The sequence below is a fragment of the Sanguibacter sp. Leaf3 genome (genome assembly GCF_001425965.1).
Classification (GTDB): Bacteria; Actinomycetota; Actinomycetes; order Actinomycetales; family Cellulomonadaceae; genus Sanguibacter; species Sanguibacter inulinus.
Genome location: NZ_LMRH01000001.1, coordinates 269,554 through 294,159, shown reverse-complemented (window position 1 = coordinate 294,159; position 24,606 = coordinate 269,554). Strand labels below are relative to the sequence as shown.

19 protein-coding genes are annotated in these 24,606 nt (G+C 71.4%); 6 read left to right on the top strand and 13 right to left on the bottom strand.

Annotation, left to right across the window (positions count from 1 at the left end; translation table 11 throughout):
* Positions 1–32: 32 nt before the first annotated feature.
* The 8 genes from ASG53_RS01325 to ASG53_RS01290 form a co-directional block, all read right to left on the bottom strand.
* Positions 33–968, bottom strand: a complete 936-nt coding sequence (locus ASG53_RS01325) for a glycosyl hydrolase family 32 (RefSeq protein WP_056127445.1) — start codon at positions 966–968, stop codon at positions 33–35.
* A gap of 6 nt (positions 969–974) precedes the next feature.
* Positions 975–1,961: a carbohydrate ABC transporter permease gene (locus tag ASG53_RS01320; protein WP_082543699.1), complete on the bottom strand. Its 987-nt coding sequence runs from the start codon at positions 1,959–1,961 to the stop codon at positions 975–977.
* Position 1,962: 1 nt separating this feature from the next.
* Complete coding sequence (locus ASG53_RS01315) at positions 1,963–2,928, bottom strand: carbohydrate ABC transporter permease (protein WP_056127442.1); 966 nt, start codon at positions 2,926–2,928, stop codon at positions 1,963–1,965.
* Between the two features lie 57 nt (positions 2,929–2,985).
* Entirely contained in the window at positions 2,986–4,257 is a 1,272-nt protein-coding gene (locus ASG53_RS01310) for a sugar ABC transporter substrate-binding protein (protein ID WP_056127438.1), read from the bottom strand.
* Positions 4,258–4,367: 110 nt separating this feature from the next.
* Positions 4,368–5,375, bottom strand: a complete 1,008-nt coding sequence (locus ASG53_RS01305; RefSeq protein ID WP_200945440.1) for a LacI family DNA-binding transcriptional regulator — start codon at positions 5,373–5,375, stop codon at positions 4,368–4,370.
* A 447-nt stretch (positions 5,376–5,822) separates the two neighbouring features.
* Positions 5,823–8,147, bottom strand: a complete 2,325-nt coding sequence (purL, locus tag ASG53_RS01300) for a phosphoribosylformylglycinamidine synthase subunit PurL (RefSeq protein WP_056127434.1) — start codon at positions 8,145–8,147, stop codon at positions 5,823–5,825.
* 132 nt (positions 8,148–8,279) lie between these two features.
* Positions 8,280–9,338, bottom strand: coding sequence for a PDDEXK nuclease domain-containing protein (locus ASG53_RS01295; RefSeq protein ID WP_056127431.1), 1,059 nt, complete (start codon positions 9,336–9,338; stop codon positions 8,280–8,282).
* A 37-nt stretch (positions 9,339–9,375) separates the two neighbouring features.
* A complete protein-coding gene (locus ASG53_RS01290) occupies positions 9,376–10,530 on the bottom strand; it encodes an adenosylhomocysteinase (protein ID WP_056127429.1) in 1,155 nt (384 codons plus the stop codon).
* 82 nt (positions 10,531–10,612) lie between these two features.
* Between ASG53_RS01290 and ASG53_RS01285 the strand changes: the two genes are divergently transcribed.
* The 5 genes from ASG53_RS01285 (at position 10,613) to ASG53_RS01265 (ending at position 16,476) form a co-directional block, all read left to right on the top strand.
* Positions 10,613–11,638, top strand: coding sequence for a LacI family DNA-binding transcriptional regulator (locus ASG53_RS01285; RefSeq protein ID WP_162246121.1), 1,026 nt, complete (start codon positions 10,613–10,615; stop codon positions 11,636–11,638).
* 48 nt (positions 11,639–11,686) lie between these two features.
* Positions 11,687–12,391 (top strand): GNAT family N-acetyltransferase, encoded by a 705-nt coding sequence (locus ASG53_RS01280; protein ID WP_056127424.1) that lies wholly within the window; start codon positions 11,687–11,689, stop codon positions 12,389–12,391.
* A gap of 146 nt (positions 12,392–12,537) precedes the next feature.
* The gene (locus ASG53_RS01275) at positions 12,538–13,041 is read left to right on the top strand and encodes an SRPBCC domain-containing protein (protein WP_056127421.1); all 504 of its coding nucleotides are present in this window, start codon (positions 12,538–12,540) and stop codon (positions 13,039–13,041) included.
* Positions 13,042–13,102: 61 nt separating this feature from the next.
* Positions 13,103–13,948 (top strand): formate/nitrite transporter family protein, encoded by an 846-nt coding sequence (locus ASG53_RS01270; protein WP_056127417.1) that lies wholly within the window; start codon positions 13,103–13,105, stop codon positions 13,946–13,948.
* Positions 13,949–13,989: 41 nt separating this feature from the next.
* Entirely contained in the window at positions 13,990–16,476 is a 2,487-nt protein-coding gene (locus ASG53_RS01265) for a Tex family protein (RefSeq protein WP_056127414.1), read from the top strand.
* 354 nt (positions 16,477–16,830) lie between these two features.
* Here ASG53_RS01265 and ASG53_RS01260 read toward each other — a convergent pair whose 3' ends face one another.
* Entirely contained in the window at positions 16,831–17,910 is a 1,080-nt protein-coding gene (locus tag ASG53_RS01260; RefSeq protein WP_056127411.1) for an alkene reductase, read from the bottom strand.
* 354 nt (positions 17,911–18,264) lie between these two features.
* Between ASG53_RS01260 and ASG53_RS01255 the strand changes: the two genes are divergently transcribed.
* Complete coding sequence (locus ASG53_RS01255; RefSeq protein WP_162246120.1) at positions 18,265–19,275, top strand: DUF2599 domain-containing protein; 1,011 nt, start codon at positions 18,265–18,267, stop codon at positions 19,273–19,275.
* 117 nt (positions 19,276–19,392) lie between these two features.
* Here ASG53_RS01255 and ASG53_RS01250 read toward each other — a convergent pair whose 3' ends face one another.
* From ASG53_RS01250 to ASG53_RS01235, 4 genes are all read right to left on the bottom strand, one after another.
* Positions 19,393–20,256 carry an EamA family transporter gene (locus ASG53_RS01250; RefSeq protein WP_327286098.1) on the bottom strand — a complete coding sequence of 288 codons (864 nt, stop codon included), beginning with the start codon at positions 20,254–20,256 and terminating at the stop codon, positions 19,393–19,395.
* A 117-nt stretch (positions 20,257–20,373) separates the two neighbouring features.
* Positions 20,374–22,470 (bottom strand): acyl-CoA dehydrogenase family protein, encoded by a 2,097-nt coding sequence (locus ASG53_RS01245; protein ID WP_056127406.1) that lies wholly within the window; start codon positions 22,468–22,470, stop codon positions 20,374–20,376.
* A gap of 240 nt (positions 22,471–22,710) precedes the next feature.
* Positions 22,711–23,427 carry a TetR/AcrR family transcriptional regulator gene (locus tag ASG53_RS01240; RefSeq protein WP_308507569.1) on the bottom strand — a complete coding sequence of 239 codons (717 nt, stop codon included), beginning with the start codon at positions 23,425–23,427 and terminating at the stop codon, positions 22,711–22,713.
* Between the two features lie 308 nt (positions 23,428–23,735).
* Positions 23,736–24,605: an ABC transporter ATP-binding protein gene (locus tag ASG53_RS01235; protein ID WP_056127402.1), complete on the bottom strand. Its 870-nt coding sequence runs from the start codon at positions 24,603–24,605 to the stop codon at positions 23,736–23,738.
* Between the last annotated feature and the right edge of the window lies 1 nt (position 24,606).

Here is a 24,606-nt window from a genome sequence, read left to right as displayed (position 1 = left end):
CCAGGTCGGGCGCGCCCCTCTTGCGCTCGCCGTCACCACGGACGCCCGAGCACCACCTCGTCCCAGGGGGTCGGGTCGGCGATGGCGCCGACGAACTCGCCGTCCACCGTGTCGACGAAGCCGTAGACCGCGGAGCGCCCGTCGACGTCCTCGACGAGCTGTGCGGCGTAGACGTCAGGGCTCGCGACGTAGGTCGCACGGTCGAGGTCCCAGGGCCCGAGCAGACTCTCCCCCGGCGCGACCCAGGTGCCTGTCGCGGCGGGATCGGCGGCATCAGGACGCAGCACGTCTTTCGGGGTGCACGAGAACATGAGCACGGGCTGCCCGTCGACCACCCGGGACTGCACGACCTCCATCTGCCCGAAGCCCGCCGGTGCACTGAGCGGCGGCTGGACGGTCCACGTCTCGAGGTCGGGGCTGGTCACGTGCCCGACCACGGCCCGACCATCAGGGTCGCCGTCCTTCGCACGGGCCGTGACGAGCATGTGGAACCCGTCGCCGCCGGGGTCGGCGAAGACGAAGGGGTCGCGCCATGCCTCGTCGGGCCACGTGCCGCCGTCGACCTTCTCGTACCACCGAGGGTCCGCGAGGATCGGCTCCGCGTCGCTGCGCGTCCACGTGAGCAGGTCGGGCGAGGTCGCCCACCCGATCGACTGGACGAGCCCGCCGTCCGCACGGCTCGTGCCCGTGTAGAACAGCCGCCACGTCCCGTCGGGCGCCTGCACGACCGACCCCGTCCACGTCGAGCGGTCGTCCCACCGGGGCCCGTCCTCGGCGACGAGGGCGTCGGCGACGAGGGTCCACGACCGACGGTCGGGTGAGACGGCGTGCCCGATCGCGGCGCGTCCGTGCCGCCTCTCGGGGTCGACGAGTGCTCTCGAGGCCCTGAGGAAGAACAGGTGGTACTGGTCGCCGTCGAAGGCGGTCCAGGAGTCCCAGACCCAGTGGTCGGAGAGGTGGAGTGGCATCGCTGGCTATCCCTTCAGCCCGCTGCTGGCGATCGACGTGACGAACGCTCTCTGGAAGACGATGAACACGATGAGGACCGGGACGGTGATGAGGGAGGCGTAGGCCATGATCTCGCCCCAGACCGGGTTAAGCTGGAAGAAGTACTGCATGCCGACGCTCGCAGGCCGCAGCGCCTCCTGCTGGACGACCATGAGCGGCCACAGGTAGGAGTTCCACGCCGGGAGCATGGTGAGGATCGCCGCCGTGGCGAACACCGGGCCGGACAGCGGCACGATGATGCGGCGGTAGATGCCGAACCACCCGCAGCCGTCGAGCCGGGCTGCCTCGTCGATCTCGATCGGGATCGTCGAGAAGTACTGCGTGAACAGGTAGACCGAGAAGGCGTTCGCGATGAACGGCACGATCTGCACCTGGTAGCTGTTGAGCCACCCCTCGTCGAGGGTGAAGCCCTGCGAGGTGAGACCGACGAGCGGGAGCTTGTTCACGAGGTAGACCATCGGGACCGCGATCGTCTCGAAAGGCACCACGAGGGTCGCGATGATGACCGAGAGCACGAGGGCCCGCCCGCGCCACCGAAGCCTCGACAGCGCGAAGCCGGCGATGCTGTTGACGAACAGCCCGAGGATGACGATCGTCGAGGTGACGAAGACGGAGTTGAGGATGAACCGGGTCGCCGGCACCCTCTCGAACACGCCCGCGTAGTTGTCGAGGGACAGTTCCCCCACGGGCAGCAGGGCCCGCGGTGAGGTCATGTCCGCGAAGATCTGCCCGTCGGGCTTGAGGCTCGAGACCACCATGAAGAGGATCGGGAGCACGGCGGCGAGGGAGCAGACCGTGAGCCCGAGGTAGACGAGCACCGTGCGGCGGCGTCCGGAGGAGGCCTTGCCGCGCGGCTCGTCGGTCGGGTCGGCGGGGCGGCGCCGTCGGGCTGTGCCACCGGTGCGACCAGCGTCACCGGCGTCGCTGTCGAGGGTCGGGAGAGCTGCGCTCATGTCAGTCCTTCTCTCGGGTGAGGTAGCGCTGGAACAGCGAGATCGCGAGGACGAGCACGAAGAAGATCAGCGAGATCGCCGCCCCGTAGCCCATGTCCTGCTCTCTGTACCCGCGTCGCACGGCGTGGTAGACGAGCGAGGTCGTCGAGTCGAGCGGCCCGCCCTGGGTCATGACGTCGACCTGGACGAACAGCCCGAGCGCCGCGATGGTGATGGTCACGAGGACGAAGATGCGGATGGCCCGCAGCCCCGGCCAGGTGACGTAGCGGAACTTCTTCCACCCGCCCGCGCCGTCGAGGTCGGCGGCCTCGTACAGCGCCGGGTCGATGGTCTGCAGCCCGGAGAGCCAGATGATCATGTGGAAGCCGACGGCCTGCCACACCGACAGCAGGATGATCGCGGGCAGCGCGGTCCCGGGCTCCTGCAGCCAGGCGATGGTCACGTCGGCGCCGCCCGTGATCATGGAGAGCGCCGAGTTGATGAGCCCGTCGTCCTTGTAGAGGAAGCTCCACAGGATCGAGACGACCACCATCGAGGTGACCACGGGCATGAAGATCATCGTCCGGAATGCCGTGACGCCCCGGACCCCGGTGTTGACCAGCACGGCGAGGGCGAGCCCCAGCGCCGACTGCACGGGCACCACGACGGCCGCGAAGACGAAGGTGTTGATGAGCGACCGGATGAATGTCGGGTCGTCCACGAAGGCCCTGACGAAGTTCTCGAGCCCGAGGAACCGCGGCGGGTTCGGCGAGATGAGCCGGGCGTTGGTGAAGCTCAGGACGACCGTGAGGCCGACGGGGACGAGCAGGAAGAGGGTGAAGAGCAGGACGGCCGGCGACACCATGGCGAGGCCGACGAGGCCCTGCCTGTCACGCCTGTGGCGGCGCTCACGCGTCACCCCAGACGTGGCTGTTCCGGTGCCGCGCTCCTGTCCCGGGGCGCGGTCGAGCGAAGACTGTGCGGACATGGTTCTCCTGTCGAGGCGGCTGGGCGTCGTCGCCCAGCCGCCGTCAGGGCGTGCGGGTCAGAACCCGTAGCCGTCGTTGCTCTTGATGTTGGCGTCGATGTCCTTGACGGCCTGGTCGAGCGTGGCCTGCGGGTCAGCACCCGCGACGAGGTCCTGCATCGCCTTGCCGAAGCTCGTCGAGATGACCGCGTAGCCCGGTGTCTCGGGGCGCACGCGGGCGAGCTGCCGGGAGATCTCCGGGAGCTCGGCGAGCAGCCCGCCCTCCTTGAAGTACTCGGCCTGCTGGGCAGCGGTGTCTGTCGCGGGGATGACCCCGACGGCGTCGGAGAACTCGACGATGTACTTGTCCTGGAGGGAGAACTCCAGGTAGTCGTTGGCCGCCTCAGGGTTGGCGCAGGTGCTCGAGACGCCGAGCTGCCAGGAGCCGCCGCCGATCACGGGACCCTCGCCGAAGTCGGGGACCGGGAGGATGATCGCGTCGTCACCGAAGGTCTCGGCGCTGTCGAGGGCCTTCCACGAGCCTCCGTAGACCATGGCGACGTTCCCCTGCGGGAAGTCCTGCCCGTCGGCTGTCGGCGTCCTGCTCGCGAGCCCGCGCTCGAACACCGACTGGAACCACTCGGCGAAGGCGAGGCCCTCGGGTCCGTTGAGCACCCCGTCGGCGCTGAGGTACGTCTCCCGGTCGACGAGGTCGCCGCCGAAGCTCTGCAGCATCGGGGAGTAGGCGTAGGACCACCACTCGTTGGCGTCCCACACCCCGAGGTCGATCGGGTACTCGAAGCGCTCGTCGGCCGACAGCGTGACGAGGGCCGCGTCGAACTCCTCGAGGGTCCACGGCTCGTCGAGCGTGGGGATGCGGATCCCGTTGTCGACGAGCGCCGACCGGCGGGCGTTGATCGTCAGGGCGGCATCGAAGGCTCCGACAGCGTAGATCTCGTCCTGGTAGCGGCCCACGGTGGACGGCAGGAGCGAGTCGGTGAGGTCCGTCGGGAGGTCGAGGGGCTGGATGTAGTCGGCCCACGCCCAGTTGGGGACGATGGGTCCGTCCATGTCGACCACGCACGGCAGGTCCCCGGAGGCCGCGGCGGCCACGACGGCGTCGTTGTAGGAGGACTGCGGGAAGGACTCGAGGACGACGGTGACCTCGGCCTGCGAGGCGTTGTAGTCGTCGACGATCCCCTGGACGACGGCGATCTCCTCGGTGCTGCCGCCTGCGTGGGACCAGACCTTGATCTGGTCGGCGCTGTCTTCGTCGGACGGGGCGCACCCTGCGACGGCGAGCGTCGCCAGAGTGACGACGGATAGCATGGAGACGAGAGATGTTCGCATGGTAGGACGTGCTCCTTCTCTTGGACGGTCTCGGCTGCAACCGAGACCAGTGGTGACGCCCACGGGCTCCTTCGCCCGCGGGCTGGTCCATCACGTGGGTGAGCTGCAACTCACCCGCGTGGTGGACCGACCGACTGTCTTCGGACGAGCGGACAGGGCATCCTGTAGGGCCATGGCCCCTCGTCCTCGACTGACAGGCCGAGCAGCCGCCGCAGCGCCCACAGGCCCATCTCGTAGTGGGGAAGCTGGACGCTGGTGAGCGGCGGGTCGAGCTCGGGCGCGATGATCTCCATGTTGTCGAAGCCGACGACGGAGACGTCGTCCGGGATCGACAGGCCGAGCCTGCGCAGCGCGCGGTAGGCCCCGACAGCCATGCGGTCGTTGTAGCAGAAGATCGCCGTCGGCGCGGCGCTCTCCCAGAGCTCGTAGGTCGCTGCCTCGGCCGCGCCTGGCAGGGCCAGCGCCCGCACGACGAGAGCGGGGTCCAACTCGATCCCCGCGTCGTCGAGCGCCGACAGGTACGCGGCGCGGCGCAGCGGCTCGGCGGCGCTCTCGTCGGAGTCGGAGAGCAGTGCGATCCGGGTGTGCCCATGGTCGACGAGCTCGCGGACGGCGTCGTAGGCGCCCTGGAACTCGTCAGGGACGACGGCCGGGACTGTGCCGCTGACCTCGTACCCGTCGAGGATCACGGTGCCTGTGGCGAGACCGTCGGGCAGCTCTACGAGCTTGTGGTGCATGCAGGCATAGACAAAACGGTCGACGTGGTGCTGACGAAGGGCGCGCACGGCGTCACGCTCGACCTCGACGTCGTCGCCCGTGTTGACGAGCATGAGCAGGTTCCCTGTCTGGCGGCACACGTCGCCCGCAGCCTCGATCATCCGGACCGCGTAGGGGGTGGTCGCGATCTCGTCGCTGATGAGACCGACGATCGAGCTGACCTGGCGGCGCAGCCCGCTCGCCAGTGCGCTGCTCGTGTACCCGAGCGCCTCGGCCGCGGCCCGGACCTTGACCGCTGTGCGCTCCGGGATGCGGGTGCCGGTGGCGTCGTTGAGCACGAGCGACACCGTGGCGGTCGAGACTCCCGCCTTCGCCGCCACATCCTTGATGGTCACCCGCATCGCACACTCCATTGTTAAACGATTTAGCAGAATCATGCAGCATGGCGGGGTGCACGTCAAGACCCGTCTCGTCAGAGTGGCCGCCGGCCACTGGGGCGTGCGGCACCACGACGAGCCCTCCGGCGCCACCGCCACTCGAACTGGCACCGGCGCCGGCACCGGCACTGGGACTGGGACTGGGACCAGTACCGGGAGGTCGGAGGTCGGAGTGAGGCTGACGCCGAAGCCGAGCGAGATCGTGACTTCGGAGCGAGATCGATGCTCGGAACCGTCGGTCTCGCTCCGAAGTCACGATCTCGACGGTCCGGCGACGGGGCGGCAGGTCGGCGGCAGGTCGGCGGCGGAGCAGCAGGGCAGCTGGCAACCTGGACGCCTGAGGGGGCGAGGCGCAGCACTGCTGCGCCTCGCCCCCTCAGGCGTCTCGCGTGCCGCTCGCGCGGCGTGGTCTCAGCCGAAGATCGCCGGGAGCGTGCGGGTGTGGACCTCGCGGGCCTCGTCGAGGGGCAGGGTGAACAGCCCGTCGATCTCGAGGGCCTCGACGCCGTCGACGTCGTGACCAGCCTCGCCGATCTTCAGGTACGGCACGCCGCGGGCGACGCAGGCGTCGACCAGGCGGACCTCTTCCCCGCGGGGCACCGAGACGAGCACGCGGGCCGTCGACTCGGAGAACAGCGCCTCGAAGTCGCTCACGCCGTCGCGCGCGGTGATCCCGGCGACCGAGACCTTCGCACCCACACCGAAGCGCAGGCAGGCCTCGATGAGGCCCTGGACGAGGCCACCCTCGGAGAGGTCGTGCGCGGCGTCGACGAGCTCGTCGCGCGTCGCGTTGACGAGCACCTCCGCGAGGGACTTCTCGGCTGCGAGGTCGAGGCGCGGCGGCACACCACCGAGGTGGGAGTGCTCGACGTCGGCCCAGGCGGAGCCGTCGAGCTCGGCGCGGGTGGTGCCGAGCAGGAAGATGGTCTCCCCTGCCGCACGCCAGCCGGAGCCCGTCGCGCGCGACACGTCGTCGAGGACGCCGAGCACGCCGACCACAGGGGTCGGGTGGATCGAGGAGTCGATCTGGCCGGGCTCGCCGGTGCCGTTGTAGAGCGAGACGTTTCCGCCGGTGACCGGGACGCCGAGGGTCTGGCAGCCGTCGGCCAGCCCTTCGATGGCCTCGACGAGCTGCCACATGGAGTCCGGGTCCTCGGGCGAGCCGAAGTTCAGGCAGTCGGTGATGGCGAGCGGGCGGGCGCCTGTCGCGGCGACGTTGCGGTACGCCTCGGCGAGCGCGAGCTGGGCACCCGTGCGCGGGTCGAGCTTGGAGTAGCGGCCGTTCGCGTCGGTCGCGAGCGCCACACCGAGCCCGGTGGTCTCGTCGACGCGGATCACGCCGCCGTCGTCGGGCTGGGCGAGCGCGGTGTTGCCCTGCACGAAGCGGTCGTACTGGTCGGTGACCCACGCCTTCGAGGCGAGGTTCGGCGAGCCGAGCAGACGGAGCGCCGTCGCACGGAGCTCCTCGCCGGTCTCCGGGCGGGCGAGGCCCGCGGCCACGACGGTGTCGGCGTTGAGGCCGTCCTGCCACGCCGGGCGCGCGTAGGGGCGGTGGTAGACCGGGCCCTCGTGCGCGACGGTCTTGGGGTCGACGTCGACGATCCGCTGGCCGTGGTGGTCGATCGTCAGGCGGCCGGAGCCGTTGACCTCGCCGACGACGGCCGTCTCGACGTCCCACTTGCCGGTGATCGCGAGGAACTCGTCGAGCTTCTCGGGCGTGACGACCGCCATCATGCGTTCCTGGGACTCCGACATGAGGATCTCGCCGGCGTTGAGCGACGGGTCGCGCAGCAGCACGTCGTCGAGCCACACGTGCATGCCGCCGTCACCGTTCGAGGCGAGCTCGGAGGTGGCGCAGGAGATGCCGGCGGCGCCGAGGTCCTGGATGCCCTCGACGACCTTGGCCGAGTACAGCTCGAGGCAGCACTCGATGAGCACCTTCTCCATGAAGGGGTCGCCCACCTGGACGCTCGGGCGCTTGGCGGGGACACCGTCCTCGAAGGTCTCGGAGGCGAGGATCGACGCACCGCCGATGCCGTCGCCGCCTGTGCGCGCACCGAAGAGGACCACCTTGTTGCCGACACCCGAGGCGTTGGCGAGGTGGATGTCCTCGTGGCGCAGCACGCCGAGGCACAGCGCGTTGACGAGCGGGTTGCCCTGGTAGGAGCTGTCGAAGACGAGCTCTCCACCGATGTTGGGCAGACCGAGGGAGTTGCCGTAGCCGCCGACGCCGGCGACGACGCCGTGCACGACGCGTGCGGTGTCCGGGTGGTCCACGGCGCCGAAGCGCAGCTGGTCCATGACGGCCACGGGGCGCGCACCCATCGAGATGATGTCGCGGACGATGCCGCCGACGCCCGTCGCCGCACCCTGGTAGGGCTCGACGTAGCTCGGGTGGTTGTGGGACTCGACCTTGAAGGTGACGGCCCAGCCGTCGCCGATGTCGACGACGCCGGCGTTCTCGCCGATGCCGACGAGGAGGTGCTTCTTCATCTCGTCGGTCGTCTTGGCGCCGAAGGTCGACAGGTGCACCTTGGAGGACTTGTACGAGCAGTGCTCGGACCACATGACGGAGTACATCGCGAGCTCAGCAGCCGTGGGGCGGCGTCCGAGGATGTCGCGGATCCGCTGGTACTCCTCGGGCTTGAGGCCCAGCGCCGCGAAGGGCTGCACCTCGTCCGGGGTGCTCGCGGCGTGCTCGACGGTGTCAAGGGTGGGCTTGCTGGGGGCGGTCATCAGATCCCTCATGGGTATGTGCCCTGCGGGGGGCGGGCACGGCTGGCCGAGACGATCGCCAGTTTAGCCGCGGAGGGATCGGCGGGGAGCCACGTCTCACCCGCGCGGGCGGGCCCGACGCCCGAGCCCCGGCTAGGCCTGGTCGCCCTCGCCGCGCTCGAGCTCCTCGTCCACGACAGCCTGGAGCTCGTCGGCCGACGGGAGGGCCGCGCGGGTGTCGGGCGGCAGCCCCTGGTAGTCGGCGACCGCGACCGGCGCGGCGGTCGATGCGAGCGCATAGGTGACGGCGGCACCCTTCTTGCCCGTGCAGAGCAAGATCCCTACCGTCGGCGCATGGATGTCCGGACGGCGCAGCTCTCCGTCGACGGCCGCGACATACGCTCCGAGCTGCCCCAGGTGCGCAGGCGTCGAGGGTCCGACCTTGAGCTCGACGACGACGTAGCGCAGCTGCTCGACGTGGAAGAGCAGCAGGTCGATGACGAACTCGTCGCCGTCTCCCAACGGCAGGCGGAACTGGCGCCCGACGAGCGACATCCCTCGACCGAGCTCCATGAGCGTGTCCTGCAGGCGGTCCATGAGGGCCTGCTCCACGTCACGCTCGCGCCTGGTGCTGACCATGGACAGGTGCTCGAAGACGTACGGGTCTTTGACGAGCTGGCGGGCGAGGTCGGAGTCAGCCGGCTCGAGGACGGTGTCGAAGTTCGACGGGGCGGCGCCGACAGCGGACCGGAGATCCGCCGTGATCTTGTGCTCCAGGACGGCTCGTGACCATCCTTCGTCAGCGGCGCGCGCGGCGTACCAGTCACGATCGTCGCGGGTGTCGAGGCGGTCCAGCAGGACGGTCACATGCCGCCATGGCAATCGTGCACCAACGTGGTGCACATATTCGGACTCCGTCGGCCAGATCCCTGCCGCCCGTCGCATGTAGAGCAGGTTCCGACGGGACCACCCTCGCTGCTCGGGGAACTCCCTCTTGAGATCAGCGGCCAGCCGGTCGACAACTTTCGACCCCCACCCGTCAACCGACTGCCGGTCCAAGATCTCGCGCCCGATCGACCAGTAGAGGCGCATCACCTCGGTGTTGGCCGCCCGCGCTGCTCTGAACTGCGTCTGGCGTACGCGGTCCTTCAGCCTGGCCAGGAGATCGCTGTACCCGACCAGCTGCAGGACCGAGTCATCGTCTGTCGTCATTGCACCAGTATGAGCCATTCGCGCCGAGCCGGGCCCGTCACCGCATCCCCTTGAGCGCGAGGTATCCCTCCGCGACCGCGACGTCGACAGCCCGCGGCACCGGCACGACGCAGTCCTGCGGTCCCACGGCGCCCGTGGCGACCTGCGCGAGGCACAGCGTCTGGAGCGAGAACCCGATGTCCATCGACTGGATCGAGTTCCCGCGGGCGCCGGGGCCGGCGAGGTTGACCATGTGACCGCTGCCGAGGACGTGCACTGTGCGGCCGTCGGCGAAGGTGACCGAGCGGACGTCAGGCAGGGTCTCGCATGCCGTCGCACCGGTCTGCGCCTCGATCGCGGCGAGGTCGATCTCGTCGGGCTCGTGACCGGCGTTGGCCAGGATCACGCCGTCGCGCAGCAGGTCGGTGTGCTCGGGCCCGAGGACCCGTCCGCCGCCGGTGACCGTGATGACCACGTCGGCGTCCGCGAGCGCAGTCTCGAGCGACGTCGTCCGGAAGCCGTCCATGAGCGCGCGCAGGCACATGACCGGGTCGGCGTCGACGACGGTCACCTGGCTGCGGGCATTGCGGAAGGTGTCGGCGACGCCGCGCCCGCACCACCCGTAGCCGACGACCACGACGCGCTCGCCGTGCGTGATCCGGTTGGTGAAGCGCAGGTAGGACTCGAGGACGCTCTGGCCGACGCCGTGCTGGTTCTCTGCGAAGGCCTTGATGGGGCTGTCGTTGATGACGAGCACGGGTAGCCCGAGCGCCGCGCGGTGCGGCTCGAGGACCTGTCGCCCGGAGGTGGTCTCCTCGGTGCCGCCGAGCAGCCCGGCGTAGGGGCGCTCGAGGTACCGCAAGAACAGGTCTCCCCCGTTGTCGAGGAGCAGCTGCGGTTCGGCGTCGAGGACCTCGTCGATGTGCCGGGCGCGCACGGCGCGGTCGCGGGTGGGCTCGCCGACCACCCGCACCCCGCTGGCGCGTAAGTGCGCGACGGTCCCGGGCTGCGTGGACCCGAGGTTCCCTGTCGCGACGACCTCGGCGCCTCCGGCACGCAGCGTGGCGACGAGGGCTGCAGTCTTGGGCTCGAGGTGGATCGCGGATCCGATGGTCAGCCCGTCGAAGGGGCGCGTCTGGGCGATCTCCTCGCGGATGCCGGCCATGAGCCGGCACTGCTCGTCGACCCAGGCGATGCGGGCGGCGTCGGTCATGTCGTGTCTCCTCGTCAGGCGCGGCGGGCGTCCCCTCCTGGGTCGCTGCGTCCGTCATACGTATGACGGCTACTGTAGGACCGTGCCCAGAACCCGGTCAACCACGAGCCCTGCCCGCGGCTCGACGACCGCGACGGAGGTCGCCCGGGCAGCCGGTGTCTCGCAGAGCGCAGTCTCGCTCGTGATGTCCGGCAAGGCCGCGGGGCGGATCGCCCCGGCGACGGCCGCGCACATCCAGGAGGTCGCCCGCTCGCTCGGCTACAGGCCCAACGTCGCCGCCCGCACCCTGCGCACCGGGACCTCGGGGCTGCTCGGCCTCGTCGTCCTCGACGCCTCGCACCCCTTCTACGGCCACATGCTCTCGGCCGCCGACGACGCCGCAGCCGGGCACGGCCTCGCCCTCACGATGATCCAGACGCGCGGGCACGAGGACACCTGGGAGCAACGGCTCGCCGACCAGCTGTCCTCGGGCCACCTCGCGGGCGCGATCGTCTGCGGGGAACGCTTGTCCGAGGGCTCGCCGCTGCGCGACAGGCACGACAGGCTCGTCTTCGTCGAGGTCCCCGAGCCCGGCATGCGGTCGGTCGTCCTCGCGACCGCAGCAGCGGCCGCGGACGCCGTCGCGCTCCTCGCCTCCCACGGCCACAGCGAGATCGCGTACCTCGCCGCCGACTATCCGTCGGCCGTCTTCGCCTCTCGCGTCGCCGACTGCACCGACGCAGCGCGGCGGCACGGCGTCACGCTCCGGACCGACCCGCGGTGGCGGGCGACCTTCGACGTCGAGTCTGCGACGGCAGCCGCCGGACGCCTGCTCGACGACGGCGCCCGAGCCGTCGTGTGCGACGACGACCTGCTCGCCCTCGCCCTGCACCGCGTGGCGGCCGAGCGTGGGATCACCGTCCCGGAAGACCTGGAGTTCGTCGGGGTCGGCGACCTCGATACCGCCCGGCTGGTGAGCCCCGAGCTCACGACCGTCAGGCTCCCCGCGACGAGCATCGCGGCTTCGGCGGTCACCCTCCTCCTCGACGCGCTCGCCGGGCGGGAGACCCCGGAGACCACGACCGTCGAGGCTCCGCTCGTCGAACGCGGGACCACCCGGTCCGTCTGAGCGCACGCCCACCCGCGAGCGCCTGTCCGCCAGTGCTAGCGTGCCCAGATGACCGCGCACGCCGACGCCTCCGACCTCTCCCTCGACGACCTCTGGCCCGTCAGCGCCCTGCGCGTCGTCTCCGCCGACGCGCTCGGCGACGGTCGCAGCCTCGAGCTGCGGTACCTCGACGACGAGCTCGTCGTCGACCTTGCCCGTCTCGCGTCACGGGGCGTGCACTCCCCCGACACGATGCCCTTCGACGTCCCGTGGACCCGTGGGACCCCCGTCGAGGTCGCCCGCAGCGTGCTCGCCTACCAGTGGGGCGCGAGGTCACGCCTCTCCCCGGAGTCCTGGGCGCTCGAGCTCGGTGTGCTCGTCGACGGCGTACCGGTCGGCATCCAGGCACTCCAGACCGACCAGTTCCTCGTGACGCGGACCGTCGAGACCGGTTCGTGGCTCGGCCTCGAGCACCAGGGGGCGGGGATCGGCACAGCCATGCGTCACCTCGCGCTGCACCTGGCCTTCGACGGCTTCGGCGCCCGCGCGGCGACCACGAGCGCGTGGGAGGACAACCCCGCCTCGAACGCCGTCACCCGCAAGGTCGGCTACGAGCGCGACGGAGCCCGCACCGAGGTGCGCGAGGGCGCGCCTGTCGAGAAGCTGCGCTACAGGATGCGCCGCGAGGCGTGGGAGGCCCGCCCGGCCGAGCAGCGCCTCGACGTGAGCTACGCCGGGGTCGAGGGCACCCGACGGTTCTTCGGCATCGACTGACCGACCCTGCGGGGGCGAGGAATGCGGGGTGCGAGCCCGCGACCTAGGCTGAGACCAACCTTCCCCGCAGGCGCGACGCGAGGAGCGCAGCCTCGGCGTCGAGGCACCGCCAGCGGCACCGCCGCCGCCCAGCACGAGGAGCTCGCATGAGCGCACCACACCCCACCGGGACCACGGCCGACGGCCCGCGCGGCCGCGAGGTCCGGCTCACCCGACGCTGGCAGGTCGACCCCGGCACGGTCTGGGAGCTCGTGACGGTCTCTGAGCGCCTCGAGCAGTGGGTCGGCCGCTGGGAGGGCGACCCACGCAGCGGCCAGGTCGAGCTCTTCATGACCGCGGAGGGCGACGACGTCGAGGGCGCCGAGTGCACAGTCGTCAGCTGCGACCCGCCGCGGAGCGTCGTCCTCGACACCGCGGTCGGTGACGACAGCTGGCACCTGAGCCTCACGGTCGACCACGACGCGACCTCGGGCATGACGACCCTCACCCTCGCCCAGCTGCTGGCCGACGGCGCCATGGCGGACATCGGGCCGGGCTGGGAGTACTACCTCGACCGCCTGGCCGCGGTGATCGAGGGCCGGGACGTCCACGCAGTCTCCTTCGAGGACTACCACCCGTCGATGAGCGACTACTACGCGGCACTCGCCTGAGGGCAGGCGGCTCAGCACCTCCGACCCCCTACAGCCGTCCCCGGCATGAGACTCTGTGTCCATGCTGGACAACGCCTCCCTGTTCCCGGGAAAGCACTTCATCTCCACGGTCCTCGAGGCACTGGAGACCAAGACCGCGATGAGCAGCGCCCTCGTGCGCCAGTACCTCATGCGCGCGGCCATGGCCGGGGTGATCATCGGTCTCATGTACGGCGTGAACTTCGCCGTGATCGCGGCCTTCGAGGAGGCCGGTGACGGTCTCTACCTCATCGGCAAGATCGTCGGTGCGCTGTTCTTCGGGTGGGCGCTGGTGTTCATCTACTACAGCAAGTCCGAGCTGCTCACCTCGAACATGATGATCGTGTCGATCGGGCTCTACCACCGGCGCACGACCGTCGGGAAGGCCCTGCGGATCCTCGGCCTGTGCTACGTCGGCAACATCGTCGGCGGCCTGCTCGTGGCGGTCCTGTTCAGGTTCTCGTCGTTGACCTCCGGGGCGACCGGCGAGCTCATGACCGACGCTGTCGACCACAAGCTCGGGTACCTCACCGAGGGGGTCACCGGCTGGACCGACCTGCTGATCCGCGCGGTCCTGTGCAACTTCATGATCAACATCGCGATGCTGCTGGTCTACAACGGGATCATCAAGGACGACCTCACCCGGTGCCTCGTCATGGTGATCAGCGTCTTCGTCTTCGCCTTCCTCGGCCTCGAGCACTCCGTCGCCAACACGGTCCTGTTCTTCGTGGTCGGCCTGCAGGACGGCATCGACGTGGGGCTGGCGGCCGGCAACCTCGGGATCGCGCTGCTCGGCAACCTCCTCGGCGGCGGTCTGCTCATCGGGCTCTACTACGCCTACGTCAACGACGACTCCCGCTTCGTCGCCCGGACCACGCCGGGGGCGTGACCGGGTCCGCGAGCAACCGGGCAGCAAGGCAGAATTCCCTCATGCCGATCTCCACCCTGCCCACGGTCTCGCGCCGCATCGCCGACGAGCTCGCCGTCGGCGAGCACCAGGTCTCCGCCGCGGTCGCCCTGCTCGACGGGGGTGCGACAGTGCCCTTCGTCGCCCGCTACCGCAAAGAGGCGACTGGAGGCCTCGACGACGCCCAGCTGCGTACCCTCGACGAGCGGCTGCGCTACCTGCGCGAGCTCGACACCCGCCGCGCTGCGGTCCTCGCCTCGATCGAGGAGCAGGGGAAGCTCGACGACACGCTCCGGGCGTCGATCATGGCCGCCGAGACCAAGTCCCGGCTGGAAGACATCTACCTCCCCTTCAAGCCGCGCCGGCGCACGCGCGCGCAGATCGCCCGCGAGGCCGGTCTCGAGCCGCTCGCCGACCTCCTGCTGGCCGAGCCCGGGCGCGACCCGGAGTCCGAGGCCGGGGCCTTCGTCGACGCAGACCGTGGCGTCGCGGACCGTCAGGCGGCGCTCGACGGGGCGCGCTCCATCCTCGTGGAGCGCTTCGCCGAGGACGCCGACCTCGTCGGCGAGCTGCGCGAGCGCGCCTGGAAGACCGGTGACCTCGCTGCCCGCGTGGTCGCCGGTCAGGAGACCGCGGGCGAGAAGTTCTCGGACTACTTCGACCACCGCGAGCGCCTCACCAGGGCGCCCTCGCACCGCATCCTGGCCATGTTCCGCGGCGAGAAGGAGGGCGTGCTGACCCTCGAGGTCGACCCCGACCCGCAGCCGGACGGGGCGCGCCCGGCGGGTGAGCAGTCCGTCTACGAGCGGACCATCGCCTCGCGCTTCGGCATCTCGGCGGCTGGGCGCCCGGGCGACGCGTGGCTGGCGCAGACCGTGCGGCTCGCCTGGCGCGGGCGGGTCGGGATCCGCGTGGACGTCGACCTGCGCCTGCGGCTGCGCGAGCGCGCCGAGGCCGACGCGATCGGCGTGTTCGCGGCGAACCTCCGTGACCTGCTGCTCGCCGCCCCTGCCGGGCCGCGCCCGACGCTCGGGCTCGACCCGGGCTTCCGCACCGGTGTGAAGGTCGCCGTGGTCGACGCGACGGGCAAGGCCGTCGACACCGCGGTGATCCATCCGCACCAGGGTTCGGGCCGCTGGGACCAGTCCCTCGCGACGCTGTCTGCGCTGGTGACCGCGCACGGGGTCGAGCTGGTCGCGATCGGCAACGGCACGGCCTCGCGCGAGACCGACAGGCTGGCGGGCGAGCTGGTCGGCAAGCACCCCGGCCTGACGAAGGTCGTGGTGTCCGAGGCCGGTGCCTCGGTGTACTCCGCGTCCGCCTACGCGAGCGCCGAGCTGCCCGGCATGGACGTCTCGCTGCGCGGCGCGGTGTCGATCGCGCGACGGTTGCAGGACCCTCTCGCCGAGCTCGTCAAGATCGACGCGAGGTCGATCGGTGTCGGGCAGTACCAGCACGACCTCCCGCAGGGCGACCTGTCACGGTCGCTCGACGCCGTCGTCGAAGACGCCGTGAACGGTGTCGGGGTCGACGTGAACACAGCATCTGTGCCCCTGCTGGCGCGGGTGTCGGGCCTGGGGACCTCGCTCGCGGAGTCGATCGTCGCGCACCGCGACGCCCACGGCGCCTTCCCCTCGCGCCGGGCGCTCAAGGACGTGCCACGCCTGGGCCCGAAGGCCTTCGAGCAGTCGGCAGGGTTCTTGCGGGTGCGGGGCGGCGACGAGCCCCTCGACGCCTCGGCCGTGCACCCCGAGTCGTACCCCGTGGCGCGCGCGATGGCGAAGAAGGCAGGGTGCGGTCTCGGTGATCTGATCGGGAGCACCGAGGTGCTGCGCGGGTTGCAGCCCGTCGACTTCGTGGACGAGAAGCACGGTCTGCCGACGGTCCTCGACGTCCTCGCCGAGCTGGAGAAGCCCGGTCGAGACCCTCGCCCGACCTTCGCGGCGGCGCGCTTCGCCGAGGGGGTCGAGAAGGTCGCCGACCTCGTCCCCGGCATGGTGCTTGAAGGGGTCGTCACCAACTGTGCAGCCTTCGGTGCCTTCGTCGACGTCGGCGTCCACCAGGACGGTCTCGTGCACGTCTCGGCCCTGTCGGACAGGTTCGTCTCGGACCCCCGCGAGGTCGTCAAGCCGGGTGACGTGGTCAGGGTCAAGGTGCTGACCGTCGACGTCCGCCGCGGCAGGATCGGGCTGACGCTCCGCCTCGACGACCCGGTCCCGGGTGCCGGCGGGGCTGAGGCGGACCCGGCTGCGCGCGCCGGGGCAGTCGGCGGCACGGGCGGCGGTGTGGGTGCGCCGAGGAGCAGAGGCTCCCGGAACGCCGCAGCGACCCGCCGTCCGGAGCAGGGCGGCGCGGCGTCCGACAGGTCGGCGAAGGGTCGCGACGGCAAGGGGGCCACACCCCAGGACCGACCCGCACAAGGAGGCGACCGCCGCCGCGACGGACGGCAGGCCGCCCCGGAGAGTGCGATGGCCGAGGCCCTGCGCCGAGCAGGCTTCGGCAAGAGCTGAGTCCTGGCGGCCAGCACCCGGCCCCCTGCTCGCTGCCTGCCACCTGCAGAACCCGCCCCAGGTCGCACAGACAGCGCCGAGGTCGTACGGACACGCCAGAATCAGGCCTGCGCGGGCAAGATTCGGCGTGTCTGTACGACCTCGGCGTCAGGCGTACGACCTCTGCGTGAGGACGACTCCCCCAGCCCGTCCGCTGAACGACCTCGTCCCGAGTACGCGCCGAGACGTCGAGGTCGTACGGACACGCCAGAGTCAGGCCTGCGCGGGCAAGATTCGGCGTGTCTGTACGACCTCGGCGTCAGGCGTGCGACCTCGGCGTGAGAGGGACCACCTCGGCGGGGAGGTGTGACTCCGTCAGTCCGTCAGGGCGGGGTAGTCGGTGTAGCCCTCGGGGCCGGAGGCGTAGACGGTGGCCTGGTCGAGCTCGTTGAGCTCGCGGCCCTCCTGCCAGCGACGGACGAGGTCCGGGTTGGCGATCACGGGGCGGCCGACGGCGACGGCGTCGGAGTGCCCGGCGACGACGATCTCGGTCGCCTCGTCGCGGCTGGTGATGAGACCGAAGCCGGAGTTGGCGATGGTCGACCCGCCGAAGCGCGTGCGCAGGTCGCGGACGAGGGCGCCCGTCGGCTCCTTGTGCAGGATGCTCAGGTACGCCAGGCCCAGCGGCGCGAGGGCGTCGACGAGGCTGCCGTAGACGGCCCGGACGTCGGCCGCGTCGGTCTCGAGCGCACCCTGGATGTTGTGCTCGGGCGAGATGCGGATGCCCACGCGGTCGGCGCCGATCGCCTCGGCCACGGCACGGACGGTCTCGACCACGAAGCGCACGCGGTTCTCGACCGAGCCGCCGTACTCGTCCTCGCGCTGGTTGGACGCCGGCGAGAGGAACTCGTGGAGCAGGTACCCGTTGGCGGAGTGCAGCTCGACACCGTCGAAGCCACCGACCTCCACAGCGTTGCGGCTCGCGGTCACGAAGGCCTCGGTGATGCCGTGGATCTCGTCGACCGTGAGGGCGTGCGGCACGGGGTACGCGACCTTGCCTGCGGGGGTGTGGGTCTCGCCGTCGATGGCGATCGCGCTGGGGCCCTCGACCTGGCGGTCGCCGTTGATCGCGGGGTGGGTGACGCGACCCGCGTGCATGACCTGCGCGACGATCTGGCCGCCACGCTCGTGCACGGCGTCGGTGACGCGGCGCCACCCGGCGAGCTGGGCGTCGGTGACGAGGCCGGGCTGACCGACGAAGCCCTGACCGGCGTGCGTCGGGTACGTGCCCTCGCTGACGATGAGGCCGACGCTCGCGCGCTGCGCGTAGTAGTCGACGACGATGTCGCCCGGGATGCCCTCGGAGCCCGAGCGCATGCGGGTGAGAGGCGCCATGACGACGCGGTTGGCGAGCGTCAGCGCACCGAAGGTCACGGGGGTGAAGAGGTCAGTCATGGGTGGTCCGTTCGTCGGGGAGAGATGACGTCGTCGCTGAGTGGGCGCCGGAGAGGCGCTCGGGCGCGTGCGACGACCCGCAGGTGCCAACCGTCAACTACTGCGGATGCTTCCAGAGGTGGCGCACATCACTGGTTTGCGACCCGGCACCGGCCTGCGACCCGGCACTGACCTCCGACCCGGCCATCCTCTCCACAGGTCCTCCTGGTCGCGTCGCTAGAGTCGTGGGGCGCGACCGGGACCCGCATGGTGCTCAAGCACCCGGGCCCGCAGCTCTCCGGGCGCACGCCCGGTCTGGGCACGTACCCAGCCCGAGCACCCCGCCGTCCGAGCACCGCCGAGGAGGAGACCCGCGTGACCCGACCGACCCGCGGAGCGCTGACCGGCCCGGCCGGTACGACCCACCCCGGCTCCCCGACCCACGCGACCCGAGCACCCCGCGCGGCCCGACGAGCCGGGTCCGCCGCTGCGCCAGGCACGGCCGCGAGCGCACTCCTCGTCCTGGCGCTGCTCGCGGGCTGCGGCGGCTCGCCGGACCAGCACTCCCCCTCCACGACGTCGTCGCCGAGCGCAGAGTCGACAGGCGAACCGACCACCGGGTCCGACACCGCGGGGCCCCCGCCCGCGCCGACCGAGGACCCGACGACCAGCCCGTCGAGCGACTCGTCGCCCGCCAGTCCATCCCTCGTCGTGCACGCAGACGTGTCCTCGGGCGTCGTCGTCCTCGACGACGAGACCGCGGGCCCGGGCCCGGAGACCGGTGAGCCTGCGACGGTCTCCTCAGTCCCGGACGCAGACACCGGCGCCGTCCTGACCCTCACGCTCCCCGACCCGCAGACCTCCGTCTCCCTCGACGTCCCTGCCGCTGCGGGCGGCGCCGCCCGCAGCGAGGCGGACCGCTCGGCGGCTGTCACGAGCGCCGACGACCGGCTCGTGCTCGGTGTGTCGTCCCCCGAGAGCACCGCCCCCGACGGGTCCCACCCACCGGTCCGCTGGTCGGCCGACGACGACGGACCACGCCTCGTCCTCGACCTCGGTGACGTCGACCCCGCAGACTTCCCGCTCGTCGTGACCACGCACCTGGGCGCCTCCGTCGTCGCGTCGACCTCGTGGGGCGAGCGCGAGGGCGGGCGGTCGCTCGCGGTCACCCCGACAGACTGGGGCCGGGTCTCCGGGGCGACCGGGAGCGTCTTCGCGTGGGCCGACCTGCTGGCCGCAGACCCGACGGCTGACACCCCCGGCATGGAGGAACAGCTGCAGTGCCACCTGCTCGGCGCGCGGGAGAAGGCCACCTGGAACCTCGAGCCGTGGCGCCCAGCCGTGAGCCTCGTCGAGTACGCGCTCGCACGCTGCAACCCGACCTGAGGCGCGTGCCAGCAGTCCACCGGGCGTACGCCGGGGCACGCTCACCCGGGCGCGCGGCCAGCACCCGAGGACGCGTCGTCCCCGACACCCCCGACCCGCACCCGGCCCGCCGAGGCCTCAGCCCTGCGCCGCCTCCGGCGCCGGTCGAGCGGGCCGGCTCGTGAGGGCGATCGCGACGCACACGAGCACCAGGCCGACGATCTCGAGCCCGTGCGGCACCTGCCCGAGCATCACGACGCCGACGAGCAGCGCCGAGACCGGGAGGATCGCGAGCAGGATCGCGAACTGCGCGGGGCGCAGCCTGCGGAGCACCACCTGGTCGATCGCATAGGGGATGACCGAGGAGGCGACCGCGACGCCGACGAGGGCCAGCGCGCTCTGCCACCCGCCGAGCAGCGGCAGCGCGCCGGGCCCCGCGAAGGGCGCGAAGACGAGCGCCCCGGCCACCATCGCGAGGGCGAGCGGGGCCAGCCCTGTCCCCTGGGCCGAGACCCGGCGCCCCAGCAGGATGTACCCGCCCCAGGCTGCCGCGGCCGCGAAGATCAGCACGAGACCGACGACAGCGCCCTCTCCCCCGGCGTCGACGGTCACCCCGGCGAGCAGCACGACACCGCAGAGCGCGAGCGCGATGGCCACGCGCTCGCGGACCCCCTTCCCGGTGAGCGCGGCGACCGCGACAGGGCCGAGGAACTCCATCGCGACGGCGTTGCCGAGCGGCAGGTGCTCGAGCGCCGCGTAGAAGGTGAGGTTCATGGTCGCCAGGACCACGCCGAAGAGCACGCAGGCCAGCAGCGTCTGCCGGGTCCAGCGGGTCCGCCACGGACGCCCCCACACGACGAGCACGAGGGCCGCGACGGCGATGCGCGCCCATCCGACCGAGACCGCCGACGCTGTGTCGAAGAGCCCGACAGCGATCCCAGCCCCGAGGTACTGGCAGACCCCCGAGAGCAGGAACAGCAGCGGGGCGGGGAGTCTGTGCACGTGCACACCTTCTCCCACGACCCGCCGCTCGTCCACATCGTCGAGCGCGGAGGCTCCGGCGTCGTGCGCCCGGCCCCCCTGCGGCCGGGTGCGCGACGGCTCTCGAGCCCTCCGCGGCTACAGGGTCTTCTTGGCCAGCGACTTCTCCGACACCGGTTCCTCGCCGCTCGCCCGCGCCACCCGCCGGGCCTCGCGCGCCTCGTCCTGGCGCTGCTTCTCGACGCCTGAGGCGATGGTCGCGCGGATGTGCTCCGGCCCGTAGCCGAAGCCGTCCACGAGGTCCTGCGCGTAGGGCCGCAGCCGCGCGACGAGACGGTCGATGTACGACGAGACCGTCCGTGCGCGCTGCCCCGAGAGGCGCCCGTGGATGAGGTACCAGGCGAGGTTCTTCTCGATCACCGAGAGGCCGAAGAGGTCACGGACCCAGGTGAGGACCAGCTGCGTGCCGGGGTCGTCGACGTCCCCGAGGGCCTTGCTGAAGGCTTCCCACTGCACCAGGTCGGCGTGGGCCCGGGCCGCCTCGATGAGCTCGTGCTGGTGCGCGTTGAACAGCGCCGCAGCCTCCTCCCGGGGCAGCTTCGCGCTGGGCCGCAGGGCTGCGGCGAGGTCGGCGACCATCGTGTCGACGCGGTCGGTGAGCAGCTCGCGCTGCGCCTGCTCCTCACGGAGGTGACCGGCCGAGCGGCGCACCTCGCCGCGGTCCTGGATCGCCTGCGCCACGCGGCTCAGCGGCGTGCGGTACAGCACGCTGTCGGCCGCCCGCTCGACGACGAACCTGGCCATGCCCACGCCGTCGATGCCCTTGAACCCGGCGGCGTAGTCGGCCAGGAGCCGCTTGCCCACGAGCTGGAGCAGGACGGTGTTGTCTCCCTCGAAGGTGACGTAGACGTCGAGGTCGGCGCGCAGCGAGACGAGCCGGTTCTCGGTGAGGAACCCTTGCCCGCCGCAGGCCTCACGCGCGGTCTGGAGCGTCTCGAGGGCCCGCCAGGTCGAGATCGGCTTGAGGGCCGCGGCCATGGTCTCGAGGTCTTCGCGGGCCTCGGGTGTGTCGGTCTCACCCGAGAACACGGCGTGGAAGAGGTCGAGCAGACGGTCGTGCGCGAAGTGCCCGGCATAGGCCTGGGCGACCAGGGGCAGCAGCCGACGCTGGTGCTCGCCGTAGTCGAGCAGCACGGTCTCGTCGGACCCCGTCGCGGACGAGAACTGGCGGCGCTCGTTGCCGTAGCGCACAGCCGTGGCGAGGGCGATCTTGCTGGCCACCCCCGCGGCGCCGTCGAGGGACACGCGTCCCTGGACGAGGGACCCGAGCATGGTGAAGAACCGACGTCCGGGACTCTCGATCGGCGAGGTGTACGTGCCGTCGGGGGCGACCTGACCGTAGCGGGCGAGCAGGTTCTCGCGCGGGACACGGACGTGGTCGAAGTGCAGGCGACCGTTGTCGATCCCGTTGAGCCCGCCCTTGAGCCCGTCGTCCTCTCCCCCGACCCCGTCGACGAACGCCCCGGTGCTGCCGTCGGGGAGGGTCTCCCGGATGGTCGTGTAGAAGGCGTGGACGCCGTGGTTGACGCCGTGGGTGACGAGCTGGGCGAAGACCACGGCCGCTGTGCCGTGCTGGGCTGCGTTGCCGAGGTAGTCCTTCCACGCCGCCCGGAAGGGCGTGTGGAGGACGAACTCTTCGGTGGCCTCGTCGTAGGTGGCTGTCGTCGCGATGCTCGCGACGTCCGAGCCGTGTCCGGTCTCGGTCATCGCGAAGGCCCCGGGGACGTCGATGCTCATCGCACCCGGGAGCAGCCTGTCGTGCTGCTCGGGGGTCCCCAGGTGCAAGATCGCCGCACCGAAGAGCCCCCACTGGACGCCGGCCTTGATCTGGAGCGACGGGTCGGCGACGAGCAGCTCTTCGAAGCCCGCGATGTTGCCACCTGCGTCGTCGGAGCCGCCGAGCCGCTCGGGGAAGGCCCGCAGCACCTCGGCCTCCTCGACGAGCAGCTTGAGCTGGCCGATGACCCGCTCACGCGCGTCGGCCATGCTCGCGCCCTCGACCTTGGCGAAGCGCGGGTCTGCGCCGATCTCGCGAGACCGCCGACGCAGCGCGGCCCAGCGGCCGAGCATGAGGGTCTGGAGCCCGGGGACGTCGACAGTCGGCTGGTCTCCGTCTGCGCGGGTGGAGGGACGGGCGGCGGGTCGGGTTCTCTGGCGGTCCGAGACGGTGGTCATGGCGGGACTCCTTGGTGCAGACGACGGTGTCTGGGGTGTCTGGGATAGCTGACTGCTGGGTGCGGGGGTCGGAGGGCTGGAGGGTCGCAGGGGACAGGGGGTCGCAGCGGCTAGAGAGTCGGAGGTCGGGGGGCGAGGGTCGGAGGGGTTGAAGGGCTGAGGGCTCATGGGGTCGTCGGCGGCCCGGCGACGGTGCCGGGGCCCGTGACGACGGACGGGGCGGACGTCCCGCCCGGGCCGTCAGGGCGCGCGGCGTCCGCGGGCGAGGACCCCGACAGGGCCTCCCCAGAGCCAGGCAGTCACCCTGTCGGTCACCTCGTCGCGGCTCAGGGCGTCGGGGGCGTCGCGGGCCGACATCCACCACTCGCCCGTCCCCCGGATGAAGCCCACGGCCCCGGCACCCCAGGCGGCGGCGTCGACGGGGTCTGCGTCCATCTCCTGGGCGAAGGGCAGCGCGACGATCTCGATGACCGAGTCCAGGAAGGGCAGCCCGGGGGCTGTCCGGGTCACGAAGTAGTAGACGTTCGGTGAGTGCTCGATCATCTCGAGGTAGACGGCGACCATGGACCGCAGGGCGTCACGCGGCGTCGAGGCCGTCCGGGCAGCGGAGGTGAGCGCCTCGCGCATCTGCGCCACCACGGCTTCTCCGACGGCCTGCTGCAGACCCGGCTTGTCGACGAAGTACCTGTAGACGATCGACTTCGACGTGCCGGCGCGCGTCGCGATCTCGTCCATCGACACCTCGGGGCCGACCTTGTGGACGGCACGTCGGGCGGCGTGGACCAGCTCGACGCGGCGCGCGGCGCGGTGGTCGTCCCAGCGGGTCGACCGTCCGTCGGGCGCCCCGTGGACGGCGGCCACGGCGCGGTCCACGCGCTCCCCTGCACCAGCGGCACCGGTGCTCGTGGCGGGCTCGGTGGCGTCAGCTGTCGCGGCTTCTTCGGTGGCGTGGCTCACGAGACCGACGGTATCAGGTACCTCCGGTCGCGGACAGTGGGACGGCGGGCTGTGCACGCAGCACGCGGTCCTCGCACCCGTCGCACCCAGGGCTCTCGACCCAGAGCTCTGAACCCGTAGCCCCGAGCCCCGAGAACCCAGCGCACCCCACCCCGGGCACGACGACGGCGCGACGGGTGTCCCGTCGCGCCGTCGTCGCCCCGCCGGTCTGTCCGGCGCGACCTGACCGAGGTGTGCGGACCTGCGGTCAGAGGTCTCTCGTGCCCCGGGCCTCGCGCTGCGTCAGCAGGCGGGACGCCGAGGCCGGCTCACATCCCGCGCGTGCCGAAGCGGTCCCGCCCGGCGTCCTGCGGCCCGAGCGACATCTCCGCGAGCACCTCCGCGCGCAGCCGGCCGTGGTTCTCGGGGTTCGGCGCCGCCGAGAGCAGCAGCTTCGTGTACTCGTGCTGGGGGTTCATGATCACGTCGTCGGCCGGGCCTCGCTCGACGATCTTGCCCTTGAACAGCACGATGATCTCGTCCGAGAAGTGCCGCGCCGTCGCGAGGTCGTGCGTGATGTACAGGACCCCGAGGTTGTCCTCGCGCTGCAGGCGGGCCAGCAGGTTGAGGACCGAGAGGCGGATCGACACGTCGAGCATCGAGACGGGCTCGTCGGCCACGAGGAACCGCGCCCCGGGTGCGAGCGCCCGTGCGATGGCCACGCGCTGACGCTGACCGCCCGACAGCTCGTGCGGGCTGCGGCGTGCATAGCCCGACGCCGGCGTGAGGCTCACGCGCTCGAGCAGCCTCTCGACCTCGGCGTCGGCCTCGGCTTGCCCCTTGACCCTCCCGTGCAGGCGCAGCGGCCGCTCGAGGTGGTGCTGGATCGTGTGGAAGGGGTTGAGCGACGCGAAGGGGTCCTGGAACACCATCTGCACGTCGTGCCTGTAGCTGGCCAGCCCCCGCCCACGGGTCGCGCTGACCTTCCCGTCGAGCAGGATCTCCCCGCTCGAGGGGGTCTCGAGCTTGGCGATCATGCGGGCGATGGTCGACTTGCCCGAGCCGCTCTCGCCCACGAGGGCGATGGTCTTGCCAGGCTCGAGCGTGAACGAGACGTCGTCGACGGCGCGGAAGCGCTTGCCGCGTCCGCCCTGCAGACGGAAGTCCTTGACCAGGTGCTTTACCTCGAGCGATGCCATG

Excerpts from the sequence above, each read along its gene's own strand:
- ASG53_RS01325 (WP_056127445.1), bottom strand. The coding sequence starts at position 968 with ATGCCACTCCACCTCTCCGACCACTGGGTCTGGGACTCCTGGACCGCC.
- ASG53_RS01320 (WP_082543699.1), bottom strand. The coding sequence starts at position 1,961 with ATGAGCGCAGCTCTCCCGACCCTCGACAGCGACGCCGGTGACGCTGGT.
- ASG53_RS01315 (WP_056127442.1), bottom strand. The coding sequence starts at position 2,928 with ATGTCCGCACAGTCTTCGCTCGACCGCGCCCCGGGACAGGAGCGCGGC.
- ASG53_RS01310 (WP_056127438.1), bottom strand. The coding sequence starts at position 4,257 with ATGCGAACATCTCTCGTCTCCATGCTATCCGTCGTCACTCTGGCGACG.
- ASG53_RS01305 (WP_200945440.1), bottom strand. The coding sequence starts at position 5,375 with ATGCGGGTGACCATCAAGGATGTGGCGGCGAAGGCGGGAGTCTCGACC.
- purL (WP_056127434.1), bottom strand. The coding sequence starts at position 8,147 with ATGACCGCCCCCAGCAAGCCCACCCTTGACACCGTCGAGCACGCCGCG.
- ASG53_RS01295 (WP_056127431.1), bottom strand. The coding sequence starts at position 9,338 with ATGACGACAGACGATGACTCGGTCCTGCAGCTGGTCGGGTACAGCGAT.
- ASG53_RS01290 (WP_056127429.1), bottom strand. The coding sequence starts at position 10,530 with ATGACCGACGCCGCCCGCATCGCCTGGGTCGACGAGCAGTGCCGGCTC.
- ASG53_RS01280 (WP_056127424.1), top strand. The coding sequence starts at position 11,687 with ATGACCGCGCACGCCGACGCCTCCGACCTCTCCCTCGACGACCTCTGG.
- ASG53_RS01275 (WP_056127421.1), top strand. The coding sequence starts at position 12,538 with ATGAGCGCACCACACCCCACCGGGACCACGGCCGACGGCCCGCGCGGC.
- ASG53_RS01270 (WP_056127417.1), top strand. The coding sequence starts at position 13,103 with ATGCTGGACAACGCCTCCCTGTTCCCGGGAAAGCACTTCATCTCCACG.
- ASG53_RS01265 (WP_056127414.1), top strand. The coding sequence starts at position 13,990 with ATGCCGATCTCCACCCTGCCCACGGTCTCGCGCCGCATCGCCGACGAG.
- ASG53_RS01260 (WP_056127411.1), bottom strand. The coding sequence starts at position 17,910 with ATGACTGACCTCTTCACCCCCGTGACCTTCGGTGCGCTGACGCTCGCC.
- ASG53_RS01245 (WP_056127406.1), bottom strand. The coding sequence starts at position 22,470 with ATGACCACCGTCTCGGACCGCCAGAGAACCCGACCCGCCGCCCGTCCC.
- ASG53_RS01235 (WP_056127402.1), bottom strand. The coding sequence starts at position 24,605 with ATGGCATCGCTCGAGGTAAAGCACCTGGTCAAGGACTTCCGTCTGCAG.